The organism is Pseudomonas sp. B21-023 (assembly GCF_024749165.1).
Lineage (GTDB): Bacteria > Pseudomonadota > Gammaproteobacteria > Pseudomonadales > Pseudomonadaceae > Aquipseudomonas.
Map to the genome: position 1 here is coordinate 184763 of NZ_CP087190.1, position 26770 is coordinate 211532.

General features: G+C 65.3%; 20 protein-coding genes. 8 read left to right on the forward strand and 12 right to left on the reverse strand.

Features of this window, described 5'->3' with window-relative positions; genetic code table 11:
- Positions 1-35 precede the first annotated feature (35 nt).
- Together LOY42_RS00900 and LOY42_RS00905 are read right to left on the reverse strand one after the other, a co-directional pair.
- On the reverse strand, positions 36-899 hold the full coding sequence (locus LOY42_RS00900; protein ID WP_111531958.1) for an ABC transporter ATP-binding protein: 864 nt from the start codon (positions 897-899) through the stop codon (positions 36-38).
- Positions 896-2479 carry an ABC transporter permease gene (locus tag LOY42_RS00905; RefSeq protein WP_198754961.1) on the reverse strand — a complete coding sequence of 528 codons (1584 nt, stop codon included), beginning with the start codon at positions 2477-2479 and terminating at the stop codon, positions 896-898. The genes LOY42_RS00900 and LOY42_RS00905 overlap by 4 nt, the downstream gene beginning before the upstream one ends.
- A gap of 299 nt (positions 2480-2778) precedes the next feature.
- Here LOY42_RS00905 and LOY42_RS00910 point away from each other — a divergent pair, with 299 nt between their 5' ends.
- Together LOY42_RS00910 and LOY42_RS00915 are read left to right on the forward strand one after the other, a co-directional pair.
- Positions 2779-3828: an ABC transporter substrate-binding protein gene (locus tag LOY42_RS00910; RefSeq protein WP_258599685.1), complete on the forward strand. Its 1050-nt coding sequence runs from the start codon at positions 2779-2781 to the stop codon at positions 3826-3828.
- A 28-nt stretch (positions 3829-3856) separates the two neighbouring features.
- Complete coding sequence (locus tag LOY42_RS00915; RefSeq protein WP_258599686.1) at positions 3857-4762, forward strand: TauD/TfdA family dioxygenase; 906 nt, start codon at positions 3857-3859, stop codon at positions 4760-4762.
- A 32-nt stretch (positions 4763-4794) separates the two neighbouring features.
- Here LOY42_RS00915 and LOY42_RS00920 read toward each other — a convergent pair whose 3' ends face one another.
- Complete coding sequence (locus LOY42_RS00920; RefSeq protein ID WP_258599687.1) at positions 4795-5700, reverse strand: LysR family transcriptional regulator; 906 nt, start codon at positions 5698-5700, stop codon at positions 4795-4797.
- A 192-nt stretch (positions 5701-5892) separates the two neighbouring features.
- Between LOY42_RS00920 and LOY42_RS00925 the strand changes: the two genes are divergently transcribed.
- From LOY42_RS00925 to LOY42_RS00945, 5 genes are all read left to right on the forward strand, one after another.
- Positions 5893-8226, forward strand: a complete 2334-nt coding sequence (locus LOY42_RS00925) for a TonB-dependent receptor (protein WP_258599688.1) — start codon at positions 5893-5895, stop codon at positions 8224-8226.
- Between the two features lie 17 nt (positions 8227-8243).
- Positions 8244-9917: an aryl-sulfate sulfotransferase gene (locus LOY42_RS00930; RefSeq protein ID WP_139674447.1), complete on the forward strand. Its 1674-nt coding sequence runs from the start codon at positions 8244-8246 to the stop codon at positions 9915-9917.
- Between the two features lie 279 nt (positions 9918-10196).
- Positions 10197-11639, forward strand: a complete 1443-nt coding sequence (gene gabD, locus LOY42_RS00935; protein WP_046853707.1) for an NADP-dependent succinate-semialdehyde dehydrogenase — start codon at positions 10197-10199, stop codon at positions 11637-11639.
- 183 nt (positions 11640-11822) lie between these two features.
- Positions 11823-13100, forward strand: coding sequence for a 4-aminobutyrate--2-oxoglutarate transaminase (gabT, locus tag LOY42_RS00940; RefSeq protein ID WP_110697131.1), 1278 nt, complete (start codon positions 11823-11825; stop codon positions 13098-13100).
- Between the two features lie 135 nt (positions 13101-13235).
- Positions 13236-14561: a response regulator gene (locus LOY42_RS00945; protein ID WP_258599689.1), complete on the forward strand. Its 1326-nt coding sequence runs from the start codon at positions 13236-13238 to the stop codon at positions 14559-14561.
- A 42-nt stretch (positions 14562-14603) separates the two neighbouring features.
- Here the strand turns inward: LOY42_RS00945 and LOY42_RS00950 are convergent, their stop codons facing one another.
- Both LOY42_RS00950 and desA read right to left on the reverse strand, forming a co-directional pair.
- The gene (locus tag LOY42_RS00950) at positions 14604-15593 is read right to left on the reverse strand and encodes a sensor domain-containing diguanylate cyclase (RefSeq protein WP_110697135.1); all 990 of its coding nucleotides are present in this window, start codon (positions 15591-15593) and stop codon (positions 14604-14606) included.
- Positions 15594-15733: 140 nt separating this feature from the next.
- Positions 15734-16918, reverse strand: coding sequence for a delta-9 fatty acid desaturase DesA (desA, locus tag LOY42_RS00955; RefSeq protein WP_139674441.1), 1185 nt, complete (start codon positions 16916-16918; stop codon positions 15734-15736).
- 150 nt (positions 16919-17068) lie between these two features.
- Between desA and dibA the strand changes: the two genes are divergently transcribed.
- Positions 17069-18964 (forward strand): phosphodiesterase DibA, encoded by a 1896-nt coding sequence (gene dibA, locus LOY42_RS00960; RefSeq protein ID WP_102683488.1) that lies wholly within the window; start codon positions 17069-17071, stop codon positions 18962-18964.
- Between the two features lie 60 nt (positions 18965-19024).
- On the opposite strand, the gene LOY42_RS00965 is transcribed toward dibA, so the two are convergent.
- The 7 genes from LOY42_RS00965 to LOY42_RS00995 form a co-directional block, all read right to left on the reverse strand.
- On the reverse strand, positions 19025-19669 hold the full coding sequence (locus LOY42_RS00965) for a methionine ABC transporter permease (RefSeq protein ID WP_110697137.1): 645 nt from the start codon (positions 19667-19669) through the stop codon (positions 19025-19027).
- Positions 19659-20768 carry a methionine ABC transporter ATP-binding protein gene (locus tag LOY42_RS00970; RefSeq protein ID WP_258599690.1) on the reverse strand — a complete coding sequence of 370 codons (1110 nt, stop codon included), beginning with the start codon at positions 20766-20768 and terminating at the stop codon, positions 19659-19661. Before LOY42_RS00970 ends, LOY42_RS00965 begins: the two co-directional genes overlap by 11 nt.
- 1 nt (position 20769) lies before the next feature.
- A complete protein-coding gene (locus LOY42_RS00975; RefSeq protein ID WP_258599691.1) occupies positions 20770-21570 on the reverse strand; it encodes a MetQ/NlpA family ABC transporter substrate-binding protein in 801 nt (266 codons plus the stop codon).
- Positions 21563-22954, reverse strand: a complete 1392-nt coding sequence (locus tag LOY42_RS00980) for an LLM class flavin-dependent oxidoreductase (protein WP_198755816.1) — start codon at positions 22952-22954, stop codon at positions 21563-21565. Before LOY42_RS00980 ends, LOY42_RS00975 begins: the two co-directional genes overlap by 8 nt.
- Positions 22954-24135: an SfnB family sulfur acquisition oxidoreductase gene (locus tag LOY42_RS00985; RefSeq protein ID WP_139674429.1), complete on the reverse strand. Its 1182-nt coding sequence runs from the start codon at positions 24133-24135 to the stop codon at positions 22954-22956. Before LOY42_RS00985 ends, LOY42_RS00980 begins: the two co-directional genes overlap by 1 nt.
- Positions 24136-24271: 136 nt before the next feature.
- Positions 24272-25513 (reverse strand): SfnB family sulfur acquisition oxidoreductase, encoded by a 1242-nt coding sequence (locus tag LOY42_RS00990; protein ID WP_139674426.1) that lies wholly within the window; start codon positions 25511-25513, stop codon positions 24272-24274.
- 250 nt (positions 25514-25763) lie between these two features.
- Positions 25764-26744 carry an NADPH:quinone oxidoreductase family protein gene (locus tag LOY42_RS00995; protein WP_139674421.1) on the reverse strand — a complete coding sequence of 327 codons (981 nt, stop codon included), beginning with the start codon at positions 26742-26744 and terminating at the stop codon, positions 25764-25766.
- Positions 26745-26770 lie beyond the last annotated feature (26 nt).

Consider the following 26770-nt stretch of genomic DNA (forward strand, 5'->3'; position numbering starts at 1 on the left):
TTGCCGGCGATGAGGCCGGTACAGGCAACCCACCCCTAGAGCGCAATCAACTCCGGCCGCAACCCCTCAACCCTATGCACCACCGGCCGCAGATAGCCGCCATCCCCGGTAATCTGGTGCAGCACCTTCTCGCGCAAGCCATGCAGTGCCACCCCGGTGCGTTGGCGCGGATGCGACAGCCCAACTTCCACCACCGCCTTGATCCGCCCCGGCCGCGGTTCCAGCACCACCACCCGGTCGGCCAGGTAGGTTGCCTCTTCGGCATCGTGGGTCACCAGCAGAACGGTCACCCCAGAACGCTCACGTATTGCCAGTAACTCGTCCTGCAACTGCTGGCGGGTCAGTGCATCCAGGGCGCCGAACGGTTCGTCGAGCAGCAGGATGCGCGGGCTGGCCACCAGCCCCCGGGCGATCGCCACGCGTTGGGCCATGCCACCGGAGAGCTGGTGCGGGTAGGCCGATTCGAAACCGACCAGCCCCACCAGGTGCACGAATTCATGCACCCGACGGGCGCGCTCGCCCTGGGTCAGCTTGTCGTTGACCAGGCCCAGGCCGATGTTCTGCGCCACCGTCAGCCAGGGAAACAGGCGGTGCTCCTGGAACACGATGCCGCGTTCACCGCCGATGCCGTTGACCGGCTGGCCATCGACGCGGATCTGGCCGCTGTAGTCGTTGTCCAGGCCCACCAGCAGGCGCAGCAGGGTGGACTTGCCGCAGCCCGACGAGCCGACGATGGCGATGAATTCGCCCTGTTCGATCGACAGGTCGAAGTCGCGAATGGCTTCGAACGACTGACCGTCGACGCTGAAGGTCTTGCCGACTTTCTCGAAGCTGACCAGCGGCGGTGTGGCATCAGCTTGGTTGGCCGCATGCAGGGCCGGGGTGATGAAAGCGTTCATGCGGATCTCCAGCGCGTGGCGCGTGATTCAAGGCGTTGGCCGAGGTGGCCGAGCAGGGCGCCGACCAGGCCGATCAGGACCATGGCAGCCATCACCTGGTCCATGCGGAACAATTGCTGGGCGCCGATCATCAGACTGGCGATGCCGCCGTCCGAGGGCATGAAGTACTCGGCGCCGATAGTGCCGAGCCAGGCATAGATCAGCGACAGGCGCAGCCCGGCGAAGATCGCCGGGGCGGCGCCAGGCAACACCAGCAGACGCAGCCGGTGCGACAGGTCCAGGCGCAGGGCCTGCGCCGCCTCGCCCAGCTGTGGCGGGAGGCTGGCGATGCCGCGTTGGGTGGCGATCAGCATCGGGAAGAACGCCGCCAGTGCGACGAACACCAGCTTGGCGCCTTCACCCAGGCCGAACCAGGCGGTCAGCAGCGGCACCCAGGCGAACAGCGCCACCTGGCGCAACGCCGACAGGCTCGGGCCGAGCAAGCGCTCGGCGTTGGCTGAGAGGCCCAGCAGCAGGCCCAGGGCGAACCCCGCGCCACCGCCGATCAACAGACCGACCAGGGTGCGTTGCAGGCTCAGGCGCAGGGCCTCGGGTAACGAACCGTCGAGCAGGCCTGCGTACAGGCTGCGCAGCACATCCAGCGGTGAAGAGAGGATGTTGGCATCGACCCAGCCAAGGCTGTTGGCGGCCTGCCACAGCAGCAACAGCCCTGCAGGCAGCAGCAGGCTTTGCCAGCCGCGTGGCACCTGGCCGCGCAACTGCTCGCCAGTGGCCGGTTGCGGCCAGTGCAACAGGCTGCGTTCCAGGCGCGAGAAGCCGCGATCCATCAGTGCGCCGACCAGGCCGATCAGCAGGATGCAGAGGAACACCAGGTCGAGCATGAACAACTGCCGCCCCCAGACCATCAGGTAGCCGATGCCTTCGCTGGAGGCCAGCAGTTCCACAGCCAGCAGCGAGGTCCAGCCAGTGGCCAAGGCCAGTCGCACACCGGCGAGAAACGCCGGCAGCGCGGCGGGCAGCAACAGGCGCAGGAACAGCAGGTGAGAGGGCAGGCGCAGGACGGCGGCGGCCTCGCGCAGCTTGGGCTGGGCGTCGCGCACGCCGACCAGGGTGTGCAGCGTGACCGGCACCACCACCGCCTTGACCAGCACTACCAGTTTGAGCAGCTCGCCGATGCCGAAGAACAGCATGAACAGTGGGATCCAGGCCAGTGTGGGGATTTGCGCCAGGGCGACGAAGGTGGGCAGCACCAGAGTCTGCGCCCGTCGCGACCCGCCCAGCCAAGTGCCCAGCAGCAGGCCGCTGGCGACTCCTGCCAGCAGCCCCCAGATCAGGCGCTGCAGACTTATCCACAGGTGGCCCCAGAGTTCGCCGGAGCCGAACTCCAGCGCACTCTGCCAGACCAGCGCGGGGGCGGGCAGGATCTGTTCGCTCATCCAGTGCTCCCGGCTGGCGACGACCCACAAGCCCGCCACCGCCAACGGCACGATCCACGGCAGATAGGAGCGGCCTTGCGTCGCGAAAGGGCCGCGCAGCGGCCCCCACAGGCGCCGCAGACTTGCGCTCAAGACTTCGCTCATCGGGGCATCTCCCAAACCGTTCCTTGTTTATTCATTTATAGAATTAAAAATTCACATAAATAGTATTCAAGAGATAAGAGCATGCGGTCGGTGCATGCGAAAGCCCCGTCCCGTTGCGTTTTCCTCATATTTTCCATGCGTTTCCTGCAAGCCCGTCGCAGGCCCGCATGGCGCCTGGGTTATGTCTTCTGGTTACTAAAAAATGAAGTTTTGATCTTTGTAGGTTCTAACCGGACCTGCCTAGCTTCTGGCCCATAGCGCCGGCCATCGCCGGTGGCAGCCTGCCAAGGAGCCTTGCCATGAAAACCAACTTCCGCCACCTGCTCAGCCCATTGCTCGCCGCCTTGTTGAGTGCCGTGCCCGTGGCAGCGCATGCCGCCCAGCCGGATGTGATCCGTATCGCCGTGCCCGACCTCAGCGCTGGCAGCAAGCCCAGCGCCGGCGGCGTGGTGGATGTGCTGCGCGATCAGCAACTGCTGGAGAAGGAGTTTGCCAAGGACGGTATCCGCATCGACTGGCGCTTCTTCAAGGGCGCAGGCCCCGTGGTCAACGAAGCCCTGGCCAACGGCCAGGCGGACTTCGCCTACCTGGGTGATCTGGCCGCGATCATCGGCAAGGCCAGCGGCCTCGACACCCGCGTGTTGTCGGCTGGGGTGCGCGGTGTGAAGAGCTACCTCGGCGTAGTCCCGGGCTCGCGCATCCACAGCCTGCAGGATCTCAAGGGCAAGCGCGTGGCAGTGTTCCGCGGCACCGCCAACCAGCTGTCGTTCGCCAGTGCCCTGGCCAGCCAGGGGCTGTCCGAGCGTGAGCTGAAAGTCATCAACCTCGACTTCAACGCCGCCAATGCCGCCCTGGCCGCCAAGCAGATCGACGCCACCTGGGGCCTGTCCAACCTGCTGTCGCTGCGCGAGCGGGGCTTGGTCGAGTTGCCGGTCAACTCACGCAACCTGCAAGGGGCCGGCAGTACTCAAGCGGTGCTGCTCGGAACCGGCGCGTTCATTCGCCAGTACCCCGACCTGGTGCAGCGCCTGGTCAACGCCCAGGAACAGGCGGCGAAGTGGCTGCGCGACGAGCGCAATCGCGAAGCCTACGTGGACCTGGTGGCCAATACCGCCAACTGGCCAAAGTCGATCCTGCGCGACGACCTGGCCGAGGAAAACCTTGCCGAATACTTCGACCCACGCCTGGACGCTGGCTTCGTCGGCCTGTTGCAACAGGGCGTCGACCTGGCCACCAAGGAGCGCCTGATCCGCCGTGGCTTCCAGGTAACCGACTGGATCGAACCACGCTTCATCGACCACGCCCTGCAACAGGACCAGGCCACCCAGGCCACCCAGGCCGCCCGCTGACCCGACAACAACCCTGAGGAGCACGACTATGAGCAACGCCGCACTGGCCACCGCGCCGCAAACCCTCGAACTCGACATCCACCCCGTTGCCGGGCGCATCGGCGCCGAGATCCGCAACATCAAGCTGTCCGCCGACCTCGACCCGGCAACCGTCGATGCCATCCAGGCGGCGCTGGTGCAGTACAAGGTGATTTTCTTCCGAGGCCAGGAGCATCTGGATGACGTAGGGCAGGAAGCCTTCGCCCAACGGCTCGGCGACCCCATCGCCCACCCCACGGTGCCCGTGGTCGATGGCACCAGCTACCTGCTCCAGCTCGATGGCGCCGAGGGGCAGCGGGCCAACTCCTGGCACACCGACGTGACCTTCATCGATGCCTATCCCAAGGCCTCGATCCTGCGCAGCGTGGTGGCGCCGGCCTCCGGTGGCGACACGGTGTGGGCCAACACCGCCGCGGCCTACCAGGAACTGCCCGAACCGCTGCGCGCCCTGGCCGACCAGCTGTGGGCGGTGCACAGCAACGAGTACGACTACGCCAGTGCGAAACCTGATGTCGATCCGGCCAAGCTGGAGCGCTATCGCAAGGTGTTCACTTCGACGGTGTACGAGACCGAGCACCCGGTGGTGCGCGTGCATCCGGTGAGTGGCGAGCGTGTGTTGCAACTGGGGCATTTCGTCAAACGTATCAAGGGTTATTCGCTGGCCGACTCGCAGCATCTGTTCGCGGTGCTGCAGGGGCATGTGACACGCCTGGAAAACACCGTGCGCTGGCGCTGGCAGGCCGGGGACGTGGCGATCTGGGACAACCGCGCGACCCAGCACTATGCGGTGGATGACTACGGTACGCAGCCGCGCATCGTGCGTCGGGTGACCCTGGCCGGCGAGGTGCCGGTGGGCGTGGATGGGCAACTGAGCCGGACCACGCGCAAGGGCTGAGACCGTTGGGGCCGCAAAGCGGCCCCTGTTCGCTACAACTCGACGTCACAGGCCACCAACTGCCTCACCAATCCCTGCGCCAGCGCCGACAAGCCATACCCCACCCGGCTCACCACCCCATAGCGGGTGTAGAACGCCTCTTCCTGTTCCGGTGCCAGGTCCGCCAGCTTGAGCGCCACCAACCCTTCGTAAGGTCGCAGGTTCGCGCTGCAGGCGATGCCGATGGTGTCCGAGTGCTGCACTACATTGAGCAGCGCATAGCCATGATCGCATTCCACGCTGGGCAGGAAGTCCTGCCGCCCACTGAGGTCGCTGAGGATCTTGCGGATGTTCGGCGGGCGGAAGGTGGTCGCCAGCGGATAGTCGAACAGGTCCTGCGCGCGCACTTCGCCACGCTCGGTCAGTGGATGCCCGGCGCGGCAGCAGAAGTGCCAGCGTTGGGGCGTGAGCTTGTGCACCTGGTAATCCGGGTCGGCTTCGAACTGGCGGGTGTCGGCGACGAAGAACTCGATCTCCTCGGCGATCAGCCGGCGGTTCAAGGCCTGCCAATTGTCCACCTGTAAGCAGGTGCGCGCCGCCGGGTACTCGGCGACGAAGCGCGCAACCGCCCGCGGCACCAGCCCGCCGGCGGGCGCCGGCCCCGAGCCAAAGCGCACCACGCCGGTGGTGGCGCCATTGAACTGGTTGATCTCGTTGACCAGGTTGTGCGCCCCATGCACCAGGCGCCGCGAATGCTCCAGCACCAGCAGGCCCTGGCGGGTCGGCGCCAGTTCCTTGCTGGCGCGGTCGACCAGGCGGCAGCCGACGTTGTGCTCCAGCGTCTGGATGCTGCGGCTGAAAGCCGATTGCGAAAGGTTCACCGCAGCCGCTGCAGCGACGAAGCTGCGGTGCTCGACAAGGGCGATGAAGTGGCGGAGCTGGCGCAGGTCGATATGCATTTTCTACATGGAAACTTTCGGTGGAATGCAATTGCTGGGAAGGGTTGGGAACCTTATAAAGGGAGTCTCTTATTCCACAAAATATGAATTACAAATATTTATATTTCTTAGAAGAATATAAACCAGCCTGACCGCGATTCGGTTCCGCCAACGGAAATGCTCGCCTGGGCCCTTGCCTCAAGGAGCATCTGCATGTCCCGACTTTCCCGTTGGCCCGCGCGCGCCTCGTTGTTCGCCCTGCAACCCCTGGCGGCTGGAGTGCTGCTGGCCGCTTCCGGCAGCAGCTTTGCCGATGAGCCCAACGCCGCCCCAGCCGTGACGCAGGAAGCCCAGCTCGGCACCGTCACCGTCAATGCCCGGCGACGCGAAGAGACCGCGCAGAGCGTGCCCACGCCGATCAGTGTGCTGGGCAGCGAAACCCTCGAGACCCAGCGCATCTACCGCGTGCAGGATTTGCAGCAACTGGTGCCGAGCACCAACGTCGCCTATGTGCACGCCCGCCAATCGAGCATCTCCATCCGCGGCCTGGGCAACAACCCGGCCAGCGATGGCCTGGAAGGCAGCGTCGGGATCTACCTCGACAACGTCTACCTCGGCCGCCCGGGCATGGCGGTGTTCGACCTGCTCGATGTCGAGCAGCTGGAAGTGCTGCGTGGCCCGCAGGGGACGCTGTTCGGCAAGAACACCACAGCCGGTGTGCTCAACATCACCACGCGCAAGCCGACTTTCCACCAGGAGGGCAGCGTGCAGTCGTCGCTGGGCGAGGATGGCTACTGGCAGACCCAGGGCAGTTTCTCCGGTCCTTTGACCGACACCCTCGCCGGGCGCATCAGTGCTTACCACACCGAGGACGACGGCTATGTGAAGAACGTCTACAACGGACATGACCTCAATGGCGGCAAACGCCAGGGCTTTCGCACCCAGTTGCTGTTCAAGCCCAGCGAAACCTTCAACCTGCGCTGGATCGGCGAATACAACGAAGAAAACTCCGACAACGGTATCCTCAGCCTCTACAGCACCGGCCCGACCATCAATGGCGTGAACCGCTACGAGAGCCTGGCCGCCCAGGCCGGCGCAACCCTGGTGTCGGGCAAGGACCGCAAGGTCAACTTCGACGCCGACCAGATGGTCAAGGTGTTCCAGGGTGGAACCTCGGTGGAAGCCAACTGGACCTTGCCCAACGACTTCACCCTTACCTCGATCACCGCCTACCGCTGGTGGGACTTCACGCCGCGCAACGACGACGGCCTCAACGTGCCGGTGTTCCACAGCGCCGGGGTCTCGGTGCGCGACAAGCAGTACTCCCAGGAAATCCGCCTGGCTTCGCCCACCGGCGGCTTCTTCGACTATGTGCTCGGCGCCTATTACTTCAAGCAGGATCTGGACAACAAATCGTTCACCTACAACGGACCGCAAGCCGACATCTGGAACCTGACCCCGGCTGGCGCCCTGGCCAACGTCACCACAATCGGCAACGGCCATATCGATACCGACAGCTACGCGTTGTTCGCCCAGGGCACCTGGCACCTGACCGAGCGCCTGGATTTCACCGCTGGCGTGCGGGGTACCTACGAAGAGAAAAGCGCCTGGGTGACCCGCGACGCGCCGTCCGGCGGCGCGGCCGTGACCGGTGCGGCGGCCGCGGCGCGCCAGGGCAGGGTGGGCGCCTACGATTCAGGTGACCTCAACCAGTACAGCTTCGCCCCTTCCGGGCTGCTCAGCCTGAGCTACCGCTTCAGCGACGCGGTGCTGGGCTATGCCAGCCTGTCCCACGGCGAGAAGTCCGGCGGCGTCAACCTCACCGTCGGCGCCGCGCCACGGCTGGGCACCGACTCGCTACTGGTGGGCACCGAACGCGCCAACAACGCGGAGCTGGGGATCAAGAGCACGCTGCTGGACAACCGCCTGCAACTCAACACCAACCTGTTCTGGACCGAAGTGCATGGCTACCAGGCCAACGTCTATGACGAGGCCAACCGCGTGCAGTACCTGGCCAACGCCGGCAGCGTGCGCTCGCGGGGCCTGGAGTTCGAGGCCACGGCCCTGCCGGTCCGCGGGCTGACCGTGAATTTCAATGGCTCGTGGAACGACGTGCGCTACACCGAGTACGACGACGCACCGTGCTCGCCGGAGGTGAGCCTGGCCAATGCCGCGGCCACTTGCGATCTGTCCGGCCACCAGGTGGTCGGCGCCTCCAAGTACATCGCCAACCTCAACGGCCAGTACAAGTGGCAGCTGACCGAGCGTATCGAGCCCTACCTCACCGCCAGCTACGCCTTCCGCTCCAGGGCCGTCGGCACCATCGACGATTCCGACTATGGCCAGATCCCCAGCTACGCCATCGTCAACCTGTCCACCGGCGTGCGCCTGGACCAAGGCGACGGCGTGCTCGACCTGTCGCTGTGGGTGAAGAACGCCGGCGACAAGACCTACTTCACCAGCCTGTGGAACTCCGCCAACGGCGGCTATGCCGGGGTGCTTGGCACGCCGCGCACCGTGGGCGCCACCGCCCGTTACGACTTCTGAGCACAAGGAGCTTTGCCATGAACGCCAAGACCCAACCCCACGACCTGCCCGAAGGCGCCTGCCTCACCGCCAAGGTGCCCGACCGCGACGAAGCCCTGCTCGGCGACGTGGTGGTCAACCCGTATCGCCTGGCGCCGCTGACCGCGATCATCCGCGACGGCGGCCGCAGCCTTGGCGCCGCTCACGTTCGCGTGCTGGGGCGTGGCGAGCGCGGTGTCGATATCAGCTACGAGGTGTCCGAACGCTCGTTGTGGACCTACGGTGGCATCCCGGTGTTTGGCCTGTATCCGGACCACGTCAACCAGGTGGAGGTGAGCTACAAGCTCGAGGGTGAGCGCATTCGCGAGCGTTACGAGATCTACGCCCCGGCGGTGCGCCTGCCGGTGGTGGCAAAGCAGACTGCGGCGCTGCCCGAGGTCGAACCGGTCAAGGTCGCGCCCGGCTTCGAACAGCGCCTGTACCTGTTCAATCACCTGCTGGCAGACATCCCCGGTGGCCGGGCCTTCAAATGGAACGGTCTGGGCGGTGCCGCCGAGTGGGACTCGGTGGGCAACAACTGGATCGCCGACAGCAACGGCGATGTGCGCTGGTACCTCGATATCGAGCAGATCCACGATTCCAACCACCGCGACGGCCTGGGCGGCACCATGGGCTTCCACCAGACCCGCGACGGCAAGCTGATCTGGGGCCAGGGCCAGACCTATTCCAAGTACGACCTCCTTGGCCGGCGTATCTGGCAGCGCAACCTGCCGGACAAGTTCGCCGACTTCTCCCACGAGATCCGCGAGACGCCCAACGGCACCTACCTGTTGCGGGTCGGCACCAGCGACTACCGCCGCCCGGATGGCAAGCGCGTGCGCTCGATCCGCGACCATATCATCGAGGTCAACGAGGCCGGCGACGTGCTCGACTTCTGGGACTTGAACCAGATCCTCGACCCGTACCGCGGCGAGCTGCTGGAAACCCTGGGCAAGGCCGCGATCCAGCTGCCGGACGGTGTGCAGAAACAGGACGAGCGCCTGGCCAACGAGCTGGCCGAAGGCGACCTGCCGTTCGGCGACACTCCCGGCGTCGGTACCGGACGCAACTGGGCCCACGTCAACGCCATCGACTACGACGCCGATGACGACAGCATCATCGTTTCAGCACGGCACCAGGGCGTGGTGAAGATCGGTCGCGACAAGCAGGTGAAGTGGATTCTTGCTGCGCCCCAGGGCTGGCCGGCGCGCCTGCAGGACAAGGTGCTCAAACCCGTGGGCGAGGGCTTCGAATGGTCCTGGACCCAACACACCGCCTGGCTGACCGGGCGCGGCACGCTGACCGTGTTCGACAACGGCTGGGGCCGGGACTTCGGCCCGACCAAGCTGGCAGGCAACTACAGCCGGGCGGTGGAGTACAAGATCGACGAGGCCAAGGGCACGGTCGAGCAGGTGTGGCAGTACGGCAAGGAGCGGGGTGACGAGTGGTACAGCCCGATCACCTCGGTGGTGGCGTATCGGGCCGATACCGATACCCAGTTCATCTATTCGGCTTCGGTTAACTTCCTGACGCCCGAGAAGCTGACGACCAGCGTGCTCAATGAAGTGCGTCGCGGCACCCAGGAGGTGGCGGTGGAGCTGAAAGTGCACAGTCGCCAGCCGGGCAGCGTGGGCTACCGGGCGCTAGTGATCGACCTCGACAAGGCGTTCTGATGGACTAACCTTCCAGGGCCCTATCGCGGGGCAAGTCGCATCGGTGCGCCGATGCGACTTGCCCCGCGATGCATTTCCACTGATCTGAATTCCGACCACTCGTTCTTTTTTTCGAACAGCCTATTGTCCAACCCCCTAGCGCCCGCTTAGCATTCCGTTTGAGATTTCAAACGCTCGGCACCCAGGCGTCGAACACCCTGGTGCACGAATTCCTGACGGCCGCCCCCGCATCGAGGGCGCCTTTTCAACAATCAAAATTCGCAGTAAAGGGAAGCCGACATGCAGCTCAAAGACGCTCAGTTGTTCCGCCAGCAGGCCTTCATCAATGGTGAATGGCTGGATGCGGACAGCGGTCAGACCATCAAGGTGACCAACCCGGCCACCGGCGAAGTGATCGGCAGCGTGCCGAAGATGGGCGCCGCCGAAACCCGCCGCGCCATCGAGGCCGCCGACAAGGCGCTGCCGGCCTGGCGCGCACTGACCGCCAAAGAGCGTGCCGGCAAGCTGCGCCGCTGGTTCGAGCTGATGATCGAGCACCAGGACGACCTGGCCCGCCTGATGACCACCGAGCAGGGCAAGCCACTGGCCGAAGCCAAGGGCGAAATCGCCTATGCCGCCTCGTTCATCGAATGGTTCGCCGAAGAAGCCAAGCGTGTCTACGGCGACGTCATCCCAGGCCACCAGCCGGACAAGCGCCTGATCGTCATCAAGCAGCCGATCGGCGTCACCGCCGCCATCACCCCGTGGAACTTCCCGGCCGCGATGATCACCCGCAAAGCCGGCCCGGCCCTGGCCGCCGGTTGCACCATGGTGCTCAAGCCCGCTTCGCAGACCCCGTACTCTGCCCTGGCCCTGGTCGAACTGGCCACCCGTGCCGGCATCCCGGCTGGCGTGCTGAGCGTGATCACCGGCAGCGCCGGCGAAGTCGGCTCCGAGCTGACCGGCAACTCCCTGGTGCGCAAGCTGTCCTTCACCGGCTCGACCGAAATTGGTCGCCAGTTGATGGAAGAGTGCGCCAAGGACATCAAGAAAGTTTCCCTGGAGCTGGGCGGCAACGCGCCGTTCATCGTGTTCGACGACGCCGACCTGGACAAGGCGGTCGAGGGCGCGATCATCTCCAAGTACCGCAACAACGGTCAGACCTGCGTCTGCGCCAACCGTATCTACGTGCAGGACGGCGTCTACGATGCGTTCGCCGAGAAGCTGAAAGCCGCCGTGGCCAAGCTGAAGATCGGCAACGGCCTGGAAGAAGGCACCACCACTGGCCCGCTGATCGACGGCAAGGCTGTCGCCAAGGTCCAGGAGCACATCGAGGACGCCGTCGCCAAGGGCGCCAAGGTGCTGTCCGGTGGCAAGCTCATCGAAGGCAACTTCTTCGAGCCGACCATCCTGGTCGACGTGCCGAAAACCGCCGCTGTCGCCAAGGAAGAGACCTTCGGCCCGCTGGCGCCGCTGTTCCGCTTCAAGGACGAGGCCGAAGTCATCGCCATGTCCAACGACACCGAGTTCGGCCTGGCCTCGTACTTCTACGCCCGTGACATGAGTCGCGTGTTCCGCGTCGCCGAGGCCCTGGAGTACGGCATGGTCGGCATCAACACCGGCCTGATCTCCAACGAAGTCGCGCCGTTTGGCGGCATCAAGGCGTCGGGCCTGGGCCGCGAAGGTTCCAAGTACGGCATCGAGGACTACCTCGAGATCAAATACCTGTGCATCAGCGTCTGATCGCCAGGTAAACGCTTTTACCTCTGCCAGCGGGGCGCGAGAGCGACGTCTCGCTGGCCTTTTTGACATAGCGGTACCCGGTAGCCAGGGCATGTGTGACAGTCGATCAACGAATACTGTGCACGCCTGCGTCCAGCCACCCCCGAATAAAAGCGCCGCAGAACCGGCGCAATTGAGGGCACTATGAGCAAGACCAACGAATCCCTGATGCAACGTCGTGTCGCCGCCGTCCCACGTGGCGTTGGCCAGATCCACCCGATCTTCGTCGATACCGCGAAGAACTCGACGGTGATCGACGTTGAAGGCCGCGAACTGATCGACTTCGCCGGCGGCATCGCTGTACTGAACACCGGCCACCTGCACCCGAAAGTGGTCGCGGCCGTGCAAGAGCAGCTGACCAAGGTCAGCCACACCTGCTTCCAGGTGCTGGCCTACGAGCCGTACGTCGAGCTGTGCGAAAAGATCAACAAGCTGGTGCCTGGCAACTTCGACAAGAAGACCCTGCTGGTCACCACCGGCTCCGAAGCCGTTGAAAACGCCGTGAAGATCGCCCGTGCCGCCACCGGCCGTGCTGGCGTGATCGCCTTCACCGGCGGCTATCATGGCCGCACCATGATGACCCTGGGCCTGACCGGCAAGGTCGTGCCGTACTCCGCCGGCATGGGCCTGATGCCAGGCGGCATCTTCCGCGCCCTGTTCCCGAGCGAGCTTCACGGTGTCAGCGTTGACGACGCCATCGCTTCGGTCGAGCGCATCTTCAAGAACGACGCCGAGCCGCGTGATATCGCCGCGATCATCCTCGAGCCGGTACAAGGCGAAGGCGGCTTCCTGCCTGCGCCGAAAGAGCTGATGCAGCGCCTGCGTGCCCTGTGCGACCAGCACGGCATCCTGCTGATCGCCGACGAAGTGCAGACCGGCGCCGGCCGTACCGGTACCTTCTTCGCCATGGAGCAGATGGGCGTCGCGCCTGACCTGACCACCTTCGCCAAGTCGATCGCCGGCGGCTTCCCGCTGGCCGGTGTGTGCGGCAAGGCCGAGTACATGGACGCCATCGCCCCGGGCGGCCTGGGCGGTACCTACGCCGGTTCGCCGATCGCTTGCGCCGCAGCCCTGGCGGTGATCGAAGTGTTCGAGGAAGAGAAACTGCTGGATCGCAGCAAGGCCGTTGGCGAACGCCTGACCACTGGCCTGCGTGAAATCCAGAAGAAGCACCCGATCATCGGCGATGTCCGTGGTCTGGGCTCGATGATTGCCGTGGAAGTCTTCGAGAAAGGCACCCACACCCCGAACGCCGCCGCCGTTGCCCAGGTTGTCGCCAAGGCTCGTGACAAGGGCTTGATCCTGCTGTCCTGCGGCACCTACGGCAACGTCCTGCGTATCCTGGTACCGCTGACCGCCGAAGATGCCCTGCTGGATAAAGGCCTGGCGATCATCGAAGAGTGTTTCGCCGAACTGGCCTGAAATATGTGACACGTTTCAGAAAAAAACCCGCCTCGGCGGGTTTTTTTATGCCGTTCGCCGGCTTCAGGCGCTAAGGTTGTAGGAGGATTCCGTGGAAGCTGCGATGGATCGCGCGTCATTTCTGGAGACTCGCTCATGAGCGCTGCCGACCCCGTTGCCCCTTGTGTCTTGATCGCCGAGGGTGACCCTTGGGTACGCGACATGCTCAGCGAAATGCTGCTCAGTGTGCGCTGTGACGCCCGCCTGCAGGTCTGTGCCGATGGCTCCCAGGCCCTGAGCGCGCTGGCGGCCAAGCCTGACCTGATCATCGCCGCCCGTGAGCTTTCCGGCCTCGATGGCCTGGACCTGCTGCGCAAGGTGCGCGCCAGGGGCGACAAGCCCGGCCTGCCGTTCATCCTGATGAGCAACCGCACCGACAGCGCCAGTGTGCGCGAGGCGCTGCCGTTGCACCCCACCGCCTACCTGAGCAAGCCGCTCGACCTGGAAAACCTGCGCAAGCGTCTGGAAAACCTGCTGCTGGAGGTGGGCGAGCAGATCGCCTGCCCGGTGCCACCGCTGCAGCCCGGTGTGCAACTGCCGGCCTACCTCGAGCAACGCCGCGCCACTGCCGATGGCGGCCCACTGTTCGCCGATGTGCAGGTGGCGGTCAAGCGCGCCCTCAACCCAAATGGCTTGAACCTCAAGGTGCTCGAGGAAGAGGTACGCAACGACCCGCAGATTACCGGCGTGCTCATCGCTGCCGCCAACAGCGCCGCGCTGCATCGCGAAGCGCCGGTGCAGACCTTGCTGCAGGCGCTGAACAAGCTTGGCAGCACCCAGAGCATGAACCTGATCCTCGGGCTCACGCTCAAGCGCAGCGCGCGGTTGAGCGACCCCTTGTTGGCGCGGCATGCCGCGCACTACTGGAATCTGTCGCTGCATGCCGCCGACTACGCACGCACCTTGGCGCGCACCCTCGAAGTGGACGAAGGGCGCTGTTACTGCGCGGGTTTGTTGCATTGCCTGGGCGACCTGGCGGTGCTGCGCACCTTGCAGGAGTGGCGACTGGCCGGTGGCGAGTTGGACGATGACCAGGTGGAGCTATCGCTCAACGACTTCGGCGCCCCGTTCGGCTCGGCACTGCGCACCCGCTGGCGCTTGCCGCTCGACCTGCGTGAGCTGATCGCCGCGGTGTATCAGCTCGGTGGCGGCGTCTACTCCCGGGAGATCCTGGCGATGAACCTGGCAGGGCAACTGTCGCGACTCAGGCCCAGTGAGGGGCTGGAGAAGATCGCTAGCAGCAAGACGGCGCGCTTGCTCAAGCTGGGGTTGCCGGAGTTGTCGCGGCTGCGCAAGGTGGACCCGGAGGCGCTGGCACGGGAGGCGGCCGAGGGGCAGGAGGAGCAGGCTGCGCAGAGCGAGGCAGCGGTCGTTTCCAGCGCCTGCGCAGCTGAGGACGATGGAGAAGAGAAGCAGCCTTAGTAGGCTGGAAAACCAGCGTTCAGTGGGTCTTCCAGGCTCCCCTCAGCCGCGAACGATCTGGTTCTTGCCCTGACGCTTGGCCCTGTACATCGCCGCATCGGCCCGAGCGAACAGGCTGTCCAGCGTTTCGTCTTCATCAATCAGCCCGGTCAGCCCCTGGCTCACCGTGACGCCATAGGTCTGCTCACCATGGCTGAAACTCAACCGCTGGATTTCCCGCTGCAGCCGCTCGGCGATCTGTTCGGCTACCTGAGCGGTGCAGCCTGGGAACACGGCGGCAAACTCTTCGCCGCCAATGCGCCCGAACTGATCGCCACGCCGTAGCACGGCCTTGCCACTGTCGGCGATGCGCTGCAGCACCTGGTCGCCTTCCTGGTGACCATAGCTGTCGTTGATGTGCTTGAAGTCGTCGATGTCCAACAGCAGGAAGGCCATCGGCGTGCCGTCCTCGCGGGCGCTGTCGAAGGCCTGCTGGGCGCACTCGAAGAAATGCCTGCGGTTGCTGCTCTGGGTGAGCACGTCGGTGGTGGCCAGACGCTGCAACTCACCTTCGAGCTGTTTTTTCTCGGTGATGTCCTCGGCGATGCCGACGATGATCACCCGCTGGTCGCCTTCACGCTGCTGGTTGATATAGCACTTGTCGCTGAGCCAGCGCACCTCGCCGGCGGCGTTGAGGATGCGGTACTCGCGGTCCTCGACGGTGCCCTTGACCAGCACCTGGGCCAGGCTGCGCTCGGCGTACTCCAGGTCGTCCGGGTAGATGGCGTCGCGCCATTCGTTGTAGTCGGCCAACACCAGGCTGGCCGGGCGGCCGAAGATGCGTTCGTAGGCGGGGCTGACGTAGAGCACCTGGCGGGTTTCCCAGTCGAAGGCCCAGAGCACTGCGTTGACGCTGTCGAGCAGCGAGCTGTACAGCTGCTCGCGTTCGCTCAGGCGGGCCACTTCGCCTTGAGCGTGCAACAGGGCGAGCAGGGTTTGAGCAGCTTCGGGGCGCGGGGTGCCGGTAGAGGTGGGTGGGAGATCTTTGGCCATGAGCACGGAACGGTTCTCGACGATGGGCGTGCGGCCACGGTCCGGCCCGCCACGCGGGCGATATGCCGGATTTGAGTCGATTGCAGGGGGGGAAGTTCCGGTCGGCACGCCCCATTGCGGGGCATGCCGATCAACGGTGCTCAGGCGCCGTTGGGGCGCAGCGAGTAGGTCTTGAGCTGGGCGGCGAAGTCACGCAGCGACTGAATACCACTGGCCTCGGCCTCGTGTACCCAGTCCTTCATGGCGGCGAGCATGTCGTGGCCGTTGGCGCTGGTGCGCGCCCAGATCTGCTGTAGCGCCAGGCGCTTTTCGTAGATGGTCTTGAGAGCCTGGCTGTGGGCCAGCAGCGACTCGATGCGCGCGTGGTGGCGATCCTGCAGCAGGCTGGTTTCCCGCGAGAGCAGACGCTTGGCGCGGCGGAAGCGGTGGCGTACCGAGGTGTCGACCTTGTCCAGCTCCTGCTTGACCAGCGGGCCGATCACCAGCTTGCGGTACTGGGCCATGATCTGGAAGCGGTTGTTGAGGATGGCCATGGCAGTGTCCATGTCCAGCGACGCCTTGCCTTCCACCCGATGGGCGATGGGCGCCACCCGTTGCACCTTGGCCAGGCGCAGCAGGCTCAGCAGGCGGATCCACATCCAGCCCATGTCGAACTCCCAGCGGCGTACCGAAAGCTTCGCCGAGTTGGGGTAGGTGTGATGGTTGTTGTGCAGCTCCTCGCCGCCAATGATGATGCCCCACGGCACCAGGTTGGTGGCGGCGTCGCGGCATTCGAAGTTGCGATAGCCCACGGCATGGCCCAGACCGTTGACCACACCGGCGGCCCAGAACGGGATCCACATCATCTGGATCGCCCAGATGGTGATGCCGATGGTGCCGAACAGCAGCAGGTCGAGTACCGCCATCAGGGCGATGCCGCCGAGCTTGTAGCGGGTGTAGAGGTTGCGCTCGATCCAGTCGTCCGGGCAGTTCTTGCCGTAGATGCGCAGCGTTTCCTCGTTTTTCGCCTCTTCCCGGTACAGCTCGGCGCCCTTGCGCAGCACGGTGCCCAGGCCCTTGTGCACCGGGCTGTGCGGGTCGTCGGGGGTTTCGCACTTGGCGTGGTGCTTGCGGTGGATGGCGGTCCACTCGCGGGTGTTCTGCGCCGTGGTGAGCCACAGCCAGAAACGGAAGAAATGCTTGAGGCCCGCGTTCAGCTCCAGGGCGCGGTGGGCCGAGTAGCGGTGCAGGTAGATGGTGACGCTGACGATGGTCACATGGGTCATCAGCAGGGTGACGGCGACCAGTTGCCAGGCCGACAAGTCGAGCAGACCGTAATACCACATAACGGGAAATACCCTCGGAAAACAGGCGGAACAACGCAGGCATTATCCTTTGGCGGGGAAATAAAACCAGTCGCGCTTTTGGATAGGAAGTCACAGGGTGTTTCAGCCCCTATAATGCCCCTTCTTTTTTCATGGGCTCATTCACCCGACATGTCTGTTTCCGTTCGCGACGCCTTGCGCATGGCCGGGCTCTACGTGTTGCTTTCGATTCTCTGGCTGGTGCTGTCCGAGCTGGTCTTGCACGGCATGACCGAGGATCCGTTGGCCCTTGCCGTGGGGCGGCAGATCAATGTCGTGCTCTGGGTCTTGCTCAGTGCCGCGCTGATCTTCGTTTCACGTGCGCGCCTGCTCAACTTCATTGGTATCGGCGCGCGCCTGCGCAGCGATGACCGCGAGCGCCTGCGCATGGCTGCGGCGGTGTTCGACAGCACCCTGGAAGGGGTGCTGGTGACCGATCGCAACGGCCTGATCGTGCACGTCAACCGGGCATTCATGCGCATTACCGGCTACCAGCAGGAAGAAGTCATCGGCCAACGTCCGAGCAAGTTCAAGTCAGGGCGGCATGGAGCGCCGTTCTACCAGCAGATCTATGCCGCGCTGGCGGAGCAGGGCGAATGGAGCGGGGAAATCTGGAATCGCCGTAAAAGCGGGGAAATCTACCCGCAATGGCAGACGATCTGCGCCATTCGTGACGACAGTGGTGAGCTTAGCCATTACGTCGCAGTGTTCAGCGACATCAGCGTGATCAAGCACACCGAACAGGAGCTGGCCTATCTCGTTCACCACGACCCGCTGACCGGTCTGCCCAACCGCCTGCTGTTCAATGATCGCGCCATGCAGGCGATGGCCGCGGCGCAGGCCAACAAGCGCGGCTGCGCCTTGCTGCTGCTCGACCTCGATCACTTCCAGAGCATCAACGACGGCCTCGGCCACACCATTGGCGACCAACTGCTCAAGCTGGTCGGCGAACGTCTGCGCGAGGTGCTGGGCAACGGTGTGACCCTGGCGCGCCTGGGGGGAGACGAGTTCGGCGTGCTGGCCGAGAGCTGTCAGCAGGTCGGCCAGGCAGGCAAGTTGGCGCAATCGATCATCGAGCGCTTGAAAGAACCGTTCTGTTTCGAGGGCAACCGCCTGTTCATCAGTGCCAGCATCGGCATCAGCCTGTTCCCCAACGATGCACTGAGCGCCGAGCAGCTGCTGCGCAACGCCGATTCGGCGCTGTTCAAGGCCAAGAGCAATGGCCGCGCCTGCTACGCGCTGTACACCGAGGAGCTTACCGCCCATGCCCAGCAGCGGGTCGAGACCGCCGGCGAGTTGCGCCGGGCGCTCGAACAGCAGGAACTGCGGGTGTTCTTCCAGCCGGTGCACGACCTGTTCACCGCCCGGATGATCGGCGTCGAGGCGCTGGTGCGCTGGCAGCATCCCGTGCGTGGCCTGGTTCCCCCCGGGGAGTTCATCCCCATCGCCGAGCGTACCGGGCTGATTGCCGAAATCGACGCCTGGGTGCTGCACCAAGCGTGTCGGCAGATGGTGCAGTGGCAGGCCGAAGGGCGGCAGCTGGCATTCGTGGCGGTGAACATCTCCAGTCGCCTGTTCAGCCAGCGTGACCTGTACCGCCAGGTGGCCGATGCGCTGCACGATACCGGGCTGGATCCGTCGCTGCTCGAGCTCGAAGTGACAGAGAGCGCGGTGATGGAAGACCCCGAGGTCGCCCTGGAACAGCTGCATCGCCTGCGCGAGCTGGGCGTGACCTTGGCCATCGACGATTTCGGTACAGGTTATTCGTCATTGCTGCGGCTCAAACGCATGCCCGTGCAAAAGCTGAAGATCGACCAGGGCTTCGTGGCAGGCCTGCCCCATGATGAAGACGACATTGCCATCGTGCGGGTGATCATCGCCCTGGCGCGAAGCATGGGCATGCAGGTGCATGCCGAAGGGGTCGAGCAGGCCGAGCAGGCGCGGTTCCTGCTGGAGCAGCAGTGCCAGCTGGGGCAGGGGTACTGGTTCGGGCGGCCGGTGCCGGCGGCGGAGCTGCACTGGGGCTGACACCGTATCGCGTGGTAAGCCCGCTCCCACTGGTTGGAGCGGGCTTGCCCCGCGATGGGCTCAACGCTTGTTCAAACCTTTGGCCAAACGGTCCCCACCCAGCTGGATCACCGCCACCAGCGCCACCAGCATCACGATCACGGTCAGCATGATCTGGCTGTCGAAGCGCTGGTAGCCGTAGCGGTAGGCAATATCGCCCAAACCCCCGGCACCGATCGCCCCGGCCATGGCCGAGGAGTTGATCAGCGTCACCAGGGTGATGGTGAACCCGCCGACGATCCCCGGCAGCGCCTCGGGCAGCAGCACGTGCCAGACGATGTGCCAGCGCCGGCAGCCCATGGCCTGTGCCGCTTCGATAAGGCCGTGATCCACCTCGCGCAGGCTGACCTCGGCGATGCGCGCGAAGAACGGCGTGGCGGCAATTGTCAGCGGCACCACGGCGGCCCACACGCCATAGGTGGTGCCGACCACCAGGCGGGTAAAGGGGATCAGCGCGACCATCAGGATCAGGAACGGGATCGAGCGGAACAGGTTGACGATGGCACCCAGCACCCGGTTCAGCGCGGCGGCCTCGAAGATCCCGTCCTTGTCGCTGGTGACCAGCAGCACTGCCATCGGCACCCCGACGACCAGCGCGACCAGCGAGGACACGCCGACCATCAGCAGGGTGTCGAGCAAGCCTTGCAGCAGGCGATCAATCCACATGGCCGAGTACCTCCACATCCGTGGCCCAGCGGCGGGCGCGTTCGAGCAACTGGCGGGTGTCCAGCGGCGAGCCGCGCACTGCCAGGATCAGTTGCCCCAAGGCATGCTCGCCGATGGTCTCGACGCCGCCCTGGAGCAGCCGCACGCGTCCGCCCAGATCGCTGAACAGGGCGCTCAGATCCGGCTCGCCCACCAGGTCGAGCTTGAGCACCACGGCCGCGTCGCGGCTGCCCGGCTGGCTGCGTAGATTGGCCTGCAAGGCGGCCGGCAGCTTGGTCTGCAGCGGTGCGAGCAGGGTGCGGGTGACGTCGTGGCGCGGTGTGCCGAACACTTGCCAGACCTCACCCTGTTCGACGATCTCGCCCCGCTCGAGCACTACCACGCGCTGGCAGATATCGCGGATCACCGCCATCTCGTGGGTGATCAGCACCACGGTCAGGCCCAGGCGTTGGTTGATGTCGCGCAGCAGCTCGAGGATCGAGGCGGTGGTTTCCGGGTCCAGCGCGGAGGTGGCTTCGTCGCACAGCAGGATCTCGGGGTCATGCACCAGCGCCCGGGCGATGCCGACGCGCTGCTTTTGCCCGCCCGACAGCTGCGCCGGATAGACATGGTGCTTTTCCGCAAGGCCCACCAGCTCCAGCAGCTCGCGTACCTTGCGCTGGCGCTCGGCCTTGGCCACGCCGGCCACCTTCAGCGGCAGCTCGACGTTCTGCCACACGGTCTTGGCCGACATCAGGTTGAAATGCTGGAAGATCATGCCGATGCGCCGGCGCAGGGCCACCAGGCGGTCCTCGTCGAACGGCGCGATATCCACCTGGTCGATCAGCACCCGGCCCTGGCTGGGCTGTTCCAGGCGGTTGATCGTGCGCAGCAGCGAAGACTTGCCGGCACCGCTGCGGCCGATGATGCCGAAGATCTCGCTGCGGCGGATGTTCAGGTCGATGCCTTGCAGCGCTGGTTGGCCCTGGCCCGGATAGGTCTTGCCCAGGCCGATGAAGCGGATGTGCGCCTGGTTCACTTCCGGGCGCAGGGCCGTTTCCTCGGCCTTGCACGGTTCGGCAGGGGGGATGGGCGCCCTGAGGGCGCTGGCCTGGGCCATGTCAGCCTTCCCAGCCGGCCTGGTAGAGCTTGCCATGGGCCTTGTCCAGGGCGGCGCGCACGGCTGGCGAGTGTTGGTAGATATCGACGAACTTGGCCAGGCGCGGGTCGTTTTTCTCCTGTGGGCGGATAACGAACTGGATCACGTACTCCTTGTTCTCCAGGCCGTCGAACAGCAGCGCCGACGCAGCGTCAAAGGTGTTGGCCAGGCGGATATAGGCCGGGTAGCCCTGCACCAGGTCGGCGTCGTCATAGGCGCGCACCAGTTGCACCGCTTCCACCTGGAGAATTTTGATCTTCTTCGGGTTGGCGATGATGTCGTCCTCGGTGGCCTTGTAACCCACGCCCTGCTTGAGGGTGATCAGCCCGGCCTTGGCCAGCAGTTGCAGGCCACGGCCACTGTTGATCGGGTCGTTGGCGATGGCCACGCTGGCGCCTTCGGGCAGCTCGGCAAAGCTTTTGTACTTTTTCGAGTACAGCCCGACGTTGTTGATGATCCCCGGTGCATAGGGGACCAGGTCGAAGCCGGCGGCGGCCTTGGCGTTTTCCAGGAAGGGGATGTGCTGGAAGTAGTTCACGTCGATGTCGCCGCTGTTGAGGCTGACATTCGGCGCGATCCAGTCGCTGAACTCGATCAGCTTCACCTCCAGGCCATGTTTGTGGGCTTCTGCCACCGCCGCTTCCAACGGGATGGCGAAGGCGGCGGTGGTGCCGATCTTCAGTGGCTCCGCGGCGAAGGCGGCGGCGGACAGGCCGAGGCCCAGGGCGATGGCCGCGACGGGCCGGAACAGTTTTTCAAGCATGGTGCAGGGCTCCAGTCGGGGCAGGGGTGGGGGTGTTGCGGTAGGAGGATCCGGGATGGTCGGCGGGCAAGTGCGGATGGTCACTGGCGAACAGCTTCTCGCGCAGGGTGCCTTCGGCGTAGTCGGTCTTGTAGCGGCCACGGCGTTGCAGTTCGGGTACTACCAGGTCGATGAAGGCCTCGAAGCTTTCCGGGGTGACGGTGCGGGTCAGGTTGAAGCCGTCCAGGCCGGTGTCGTCGAGCCAGCCGATCAGTTGCTCGGCCACCTGCCCGGGGTCGCCGACCAGGGTCACGTAGCGGCCGCCCAAGGCGTGCTGCTCCAGCAGGCGGCGGCGAGTCCAGGCGCTGTCCTGCAATTGGCGGGTGGCGGACTGGATGGCATTGCCCTTGGCGAATCCGATGGGTTCGTCCAGTTCGTAGCGTGAGAAGTCGATACCGGTGGAACTGGCGAAATGCGCAACACCTGCCTCGGCGCTGGCGTAATGCAGGTACTCGGCGTGCAGGGCGTGGGCTTGGTCTTCAGTTGCGGCAACGATCACGGTGATGCCCATGAATACCTTGACCGCCTGCGGGTCGCGACCAGCGGCTTGCGCCGCTGCGCGCACCTTGTCGACCTGGGCGCGGGTGGCGGCCTTTTCCTGGCCGCTGATGAACACGCACTCGGCATGGTTGCCGGCAAAGGCCAAACCGCGCGCCGAACTGCCGGCCTGGAACAGTACCGGTGTGCGCTGCGGCGAAGGCTCGCACAGGTGATAGCCGTCGACCTTGTAGAACTCGCCCTGGTGCTCGACCTTGCGCACCCTGTCCGGCCGCGCATACACGCGCTGCGCGCGGTCGGCGACCACGGCATCGTCGGTCCAGCTGCCTTCGAGTAGCTTGTACAGCACCTGCAGGTACTCGTCGGCCTGGTCGTAGCGGCGGTCGTGCTCGGGTTGCTGTTCCAGCCCCATGGCCCGGGCGGCACTGTCGAGGTAGCCGGTGACGATGTTCCAGCCGACCCGGCCGTTGCTCAGGTGGTCAAGGGTGGAGAGGCGCCGGGCGAACAGGTAAGGCGCTTCATAGGTCAGGTTGGCGGTGAGGCCGAAGCCCAGATGCCTGGTAACGGCGGCCATGGCCGAGACGAGCAGCAGCGGGTCGTTGACCGGCAACTGGATCGACTCCTTGAGCGTCACGTCCAGCGACTGGCCATAGACGTCGTAGGTGCCGACGATATCGGCGATGAACAGCCCGTCGAACAGCCCCCGCTCCAGCAGGCGGGCCAGGTCGGTCCAGTAGTCGAGGGTCTTGTACTGGGTCGAAGTGTCCCGTGGGTGGGTCCACAAACCGTGGTTGATGTGCCCGATGCAGTTCATGTTGAAGGCATTGAGCAGGATCTGCTTGGCCATCAGATAGTCCCTCGGCGCGGCGGCTTTTCGTCGTTGAGGTAGTAGTTGCCGATGGCGTGGTACTTCCAGCGCACCGGGTCGTGCAGGGTGTGCACCCGGGCGTTGCGCCAGTGGCGGTCGAGGTTGTGCTCGGCCAGGGTGGCCTGGCTGCCGGCCAGCTCGAACAGGGTGGTGCCGGCGGCCAGGGAGATCTCGGTGCTGATCGCCCGGGCCTCGGCGACGGCAATCGAGGCGGCGGCCAGGGTCTCGGCGTTGCTGTCGGCCTGGGCGATGTCGAGGATTTCACCCGCGCGTTCGAGCAGGGCCTCGGTGGCGTGCAGGCGGATTGCCAGTTGGCCGAAGCTCTTCAGGGTCAGTGGATCGTCGCTGGCCTTGTCGAGGCCAGAGTCGATCCACGGGCGGCTGCGGGTACGCACGAAGTGCAGGGCGTCCTCGTAGGCGGCGCGGGCGATACCGGTGTCGATCGCGGCATGGAGGATCTGCGCCAGGGGGCCGACCGTGGTCGGGCGCTCGAAGGCGCTTTGGAACGGCACCACGTCTTCGGCGCGGACCGGCACATGGTTGAACACCACCGAGCCGCTGCCGGTGGTGCGCTGGCCGAAGCCGCTCCAGTCGTCGATCACTTCGATGCCCGGGCTGTCGGCGGGCACGAAGGCCAGGTGCGATACGCCCTGTTCGTCGATCACCAGGGTCGGGATGCGCTGGGCGTAGATTGCGCCGGTGCAGTAGAACTTACGGCCATCTATGCGGTAATGGTCGCCGTCGCGGCTCAGGCGGGTGGTGCGTTCGTGGGCGTTCTTCGTGCCGAGTTCGGCCAGGGCGTTGCCGAAGCGGCGGCCGGCGAGCACTTCGGCGTAGAGCCGTTGCTGTTGTTCGGCGCTGCCGTTCACCCGCAGCACCTCCAGGGCGTAGAAGTGGTTCTGCGGGATCTGCCCGAGCGAGGCGTCGGCCTGGGCGATGCGTGCGATGACCTTGGCCAGGGTGGCACTGGACACGCCGGCGCCGCCAAAGGCCCTGGGCACGCTGATGCCCCACAGGCCGGACTGCACGAAACGTTCGAGTTCGGCATGGGGCAGGCGGCGTTCGCGGTCGCGCAGGGCGCTGTCTTCGCGCAGGTAGTGGGCGAGTTCGTCGGCGACGGCCAGGGCCTGGGCGTCGGTGGTGATGATGGATGCAGTCATTGTGCTCTCCGGGCACTTGGGGCCGCTGTGCGGCCCTTTCGCCGGCAAGCCGGCTCCCACAGTGAGGCTTCACAGGAATCCTTGTGGGAGCCGGCTTGCCGGCGAAAGGGCTGCACCACAGCCCCTGGGCCGTGAATCAGATCCAGGAATGGCGGGCAGGCAGGGTGCCGTTGAGGTGGTAGGCGCCGACGGCGTGGTATTTCCAGCGCACCGGGTCGTGCAGGGTGTGCACGCGGGCGTTGCGCCAGTGCCGGTCGAGGTTGAACTCGGCCAGGCTGGCGCGGCTGCCCGCCAGCTCGAACAGCTTCTCGCTGGCCTGCAGCGAAATCTCTGTAGTGAGCACCTTGGCTTCGGCCACGGCGATCGAGGCACGGGCCGCGGCGGCGGCATCGATCTCGCCGGCGTTGACCTCGTCGAGCACCCTGGCGGCCTTGCGCAGCAGGGCCTCGGCGGCGTGCAGTTCGAGCTTCAGGCGGCCGATGTCGGCAATCACATAGGGGTCGTCGCTGTTGCGTTCGACCTTGGCCTCGATCCAGGGCCGGGACTTCTCCCGCACGAACTGGATCGTGTCCTCGATGGCCGCTTCGGCGATGCCGGCGTCGATGGCCGCCTGGATCAGCTGCGAGGCGGCGCCCTGGATGCTGGGCTCTTCACGCAGGCGCCAGTTGTCCACCACCAGGTCGGCTTCCACCGGCACCTGGTCGAGCAGCACGGTGCCGCTGGCGGTGGTGCGCTGACCGAAGCCGGACCAGTCGTCGACGATGCGCAGCCCCGGGCTGCCGCGACGGACGAAGGCCAGGCGTTGCCGGCCGTCATCGTCCAGGGCTTTTACCGCTACCCAGTGGGCGTACAGGGCGCCGGTGGAGTAGAACTTCTCGCCACTGATGCGATAGCCGTCGCCCTCGCGGGTAATGCGTGCCTTGAGTGTCAGAGTGTCCTTGGTCCCGCGCTCGGGGCCGGCATTGCCGATGCGCCAGCCGTCGAGCACGGCGCGGAAGATCGCTTCCTGCTGCGCCTGGGTGGCGGTAAGGCGCACCAGTTGCAGGATGCCGAACTGGTTCTGCGGAATCTGCCCCAGCGCCGGGTCGGCGGCACTGATCAGGCGGAACACTTCGGCGATGGTTTCGAACGAGACCTCGGGGCCGCCGAACGCCTTGGGCACGCTGATGCTGCCCAGGCCGCTGCGGGTGAACTGTTCGATCTCGGCCCATGGCAGCTTGCGCTGCTGGTCACGTTTGGCGGCCTGCTGGCGGGCCACCTCGGCCAGTTCGCGGGCGGCCTGCAGGGCCTCTTCGTCGTTGCGCAGCACCTTGGCCGGTAGCAGCAGCGGTGAGCTGTCGTGATCGCTGTGGAATCGGGTAGTTGGTTGGCTGGACATCAGTACCGCTCCTTGGCTGCACTCAATGCCCTGGCGTTATGCACTGGGGTGATTGTGATCCTGACCATTCCTAACCTCACAAAGTTGAAAGCGTCGCCTCAGCTGATGGCGACAGACGTTTGCTGGTCCGGTGGTCCGGTTGATATACCCTATTCGTTTATAAAAAGTTTATGAACTACCGTTTAGGAATATGAATAGAAGAACTGCGGGGTCGGCCCTGTCACTGTGAGCCAGCGACAGGGCAGAAAGGTCAGCGCTGAACCGTTACCACCAGCTTGCCCGCTGCCTGGCGTTGCGCCAGACGTTCGATCGCGGCGCCGCCCTCGGCCAGCGCGTAGGTCTGCGACACCAGCGGTTTCAGCTTGCCCTCGGCATGCCAGGCGAACAGCTGGCGGAAGTTGGCGGCGTTGTCCTCCGGCTGGCGCTGGGCAAAGGCGCCCCAGAACACCCCGACCACCGCCGCGCCCTTGAGCAGCGCGAGGTTCACCGGCAACTGCGGGATCGTCCCGCTGGCGAACCCCACCACCAGCAATCGGCCGTTCCACGCCAGCCCACGCACAGCCTGGTCGAACAACTCGCCACCGACCGGGTCGTAGATCACATCCACGCCCTGACCGCCGGTCAGGCGCTTGATCTCGTCCTTGAGGCTGGCCTGGCTGTAGTCGACCAGCTCGTCGGCGCCGGCCGCCTTGGCGATCGCCAGCTTCTCGGCACTGCTGGCCGCCGCAATCACCCGTGCCCCGAGGGCCTTGCCGATTTCCACTGCCGCCAGCCCCACGCCACCCGAGGCGCCGAGCACCAGCAGGGTTTCACCGGCCTTGAGCTGACCGCGCTGGGTGAGGGCGTGCATCGAGGTGCCGTAGGTCATGCCGAACGCGGCGGCAGTGGTGAAGTCCATGTCCGCCGGCATCGGCAGCACGTTGTAGAACGGTACCGCCACTTGCTCGGCGAAAGCGCCCCAGCCGGTCAGGGCCATGACCCGATCGCCAACCTTGAACGCGCCGGCCTTCTCGCCGACCGCGGCCACCACGCCGGCGGCTTCCGCCCCCGGTGAGAACGGCAACGGTGGCTTGAACTGGTACTTGCCCTCGATGATCAGGGTGTCGGGGAAGTTGACCCCTGCGGCGTGCACGTCGAGGAGGATCTCGTTCTTCTTCGGCACGGGGCTGGCGACCTCTTCCAGGACCAGGTCCCGCGCCGGGCCCAGGGCTTTGCACAACAAGGCTTTCATCAGGGCTATTCCTTTGCGTGTGGTGG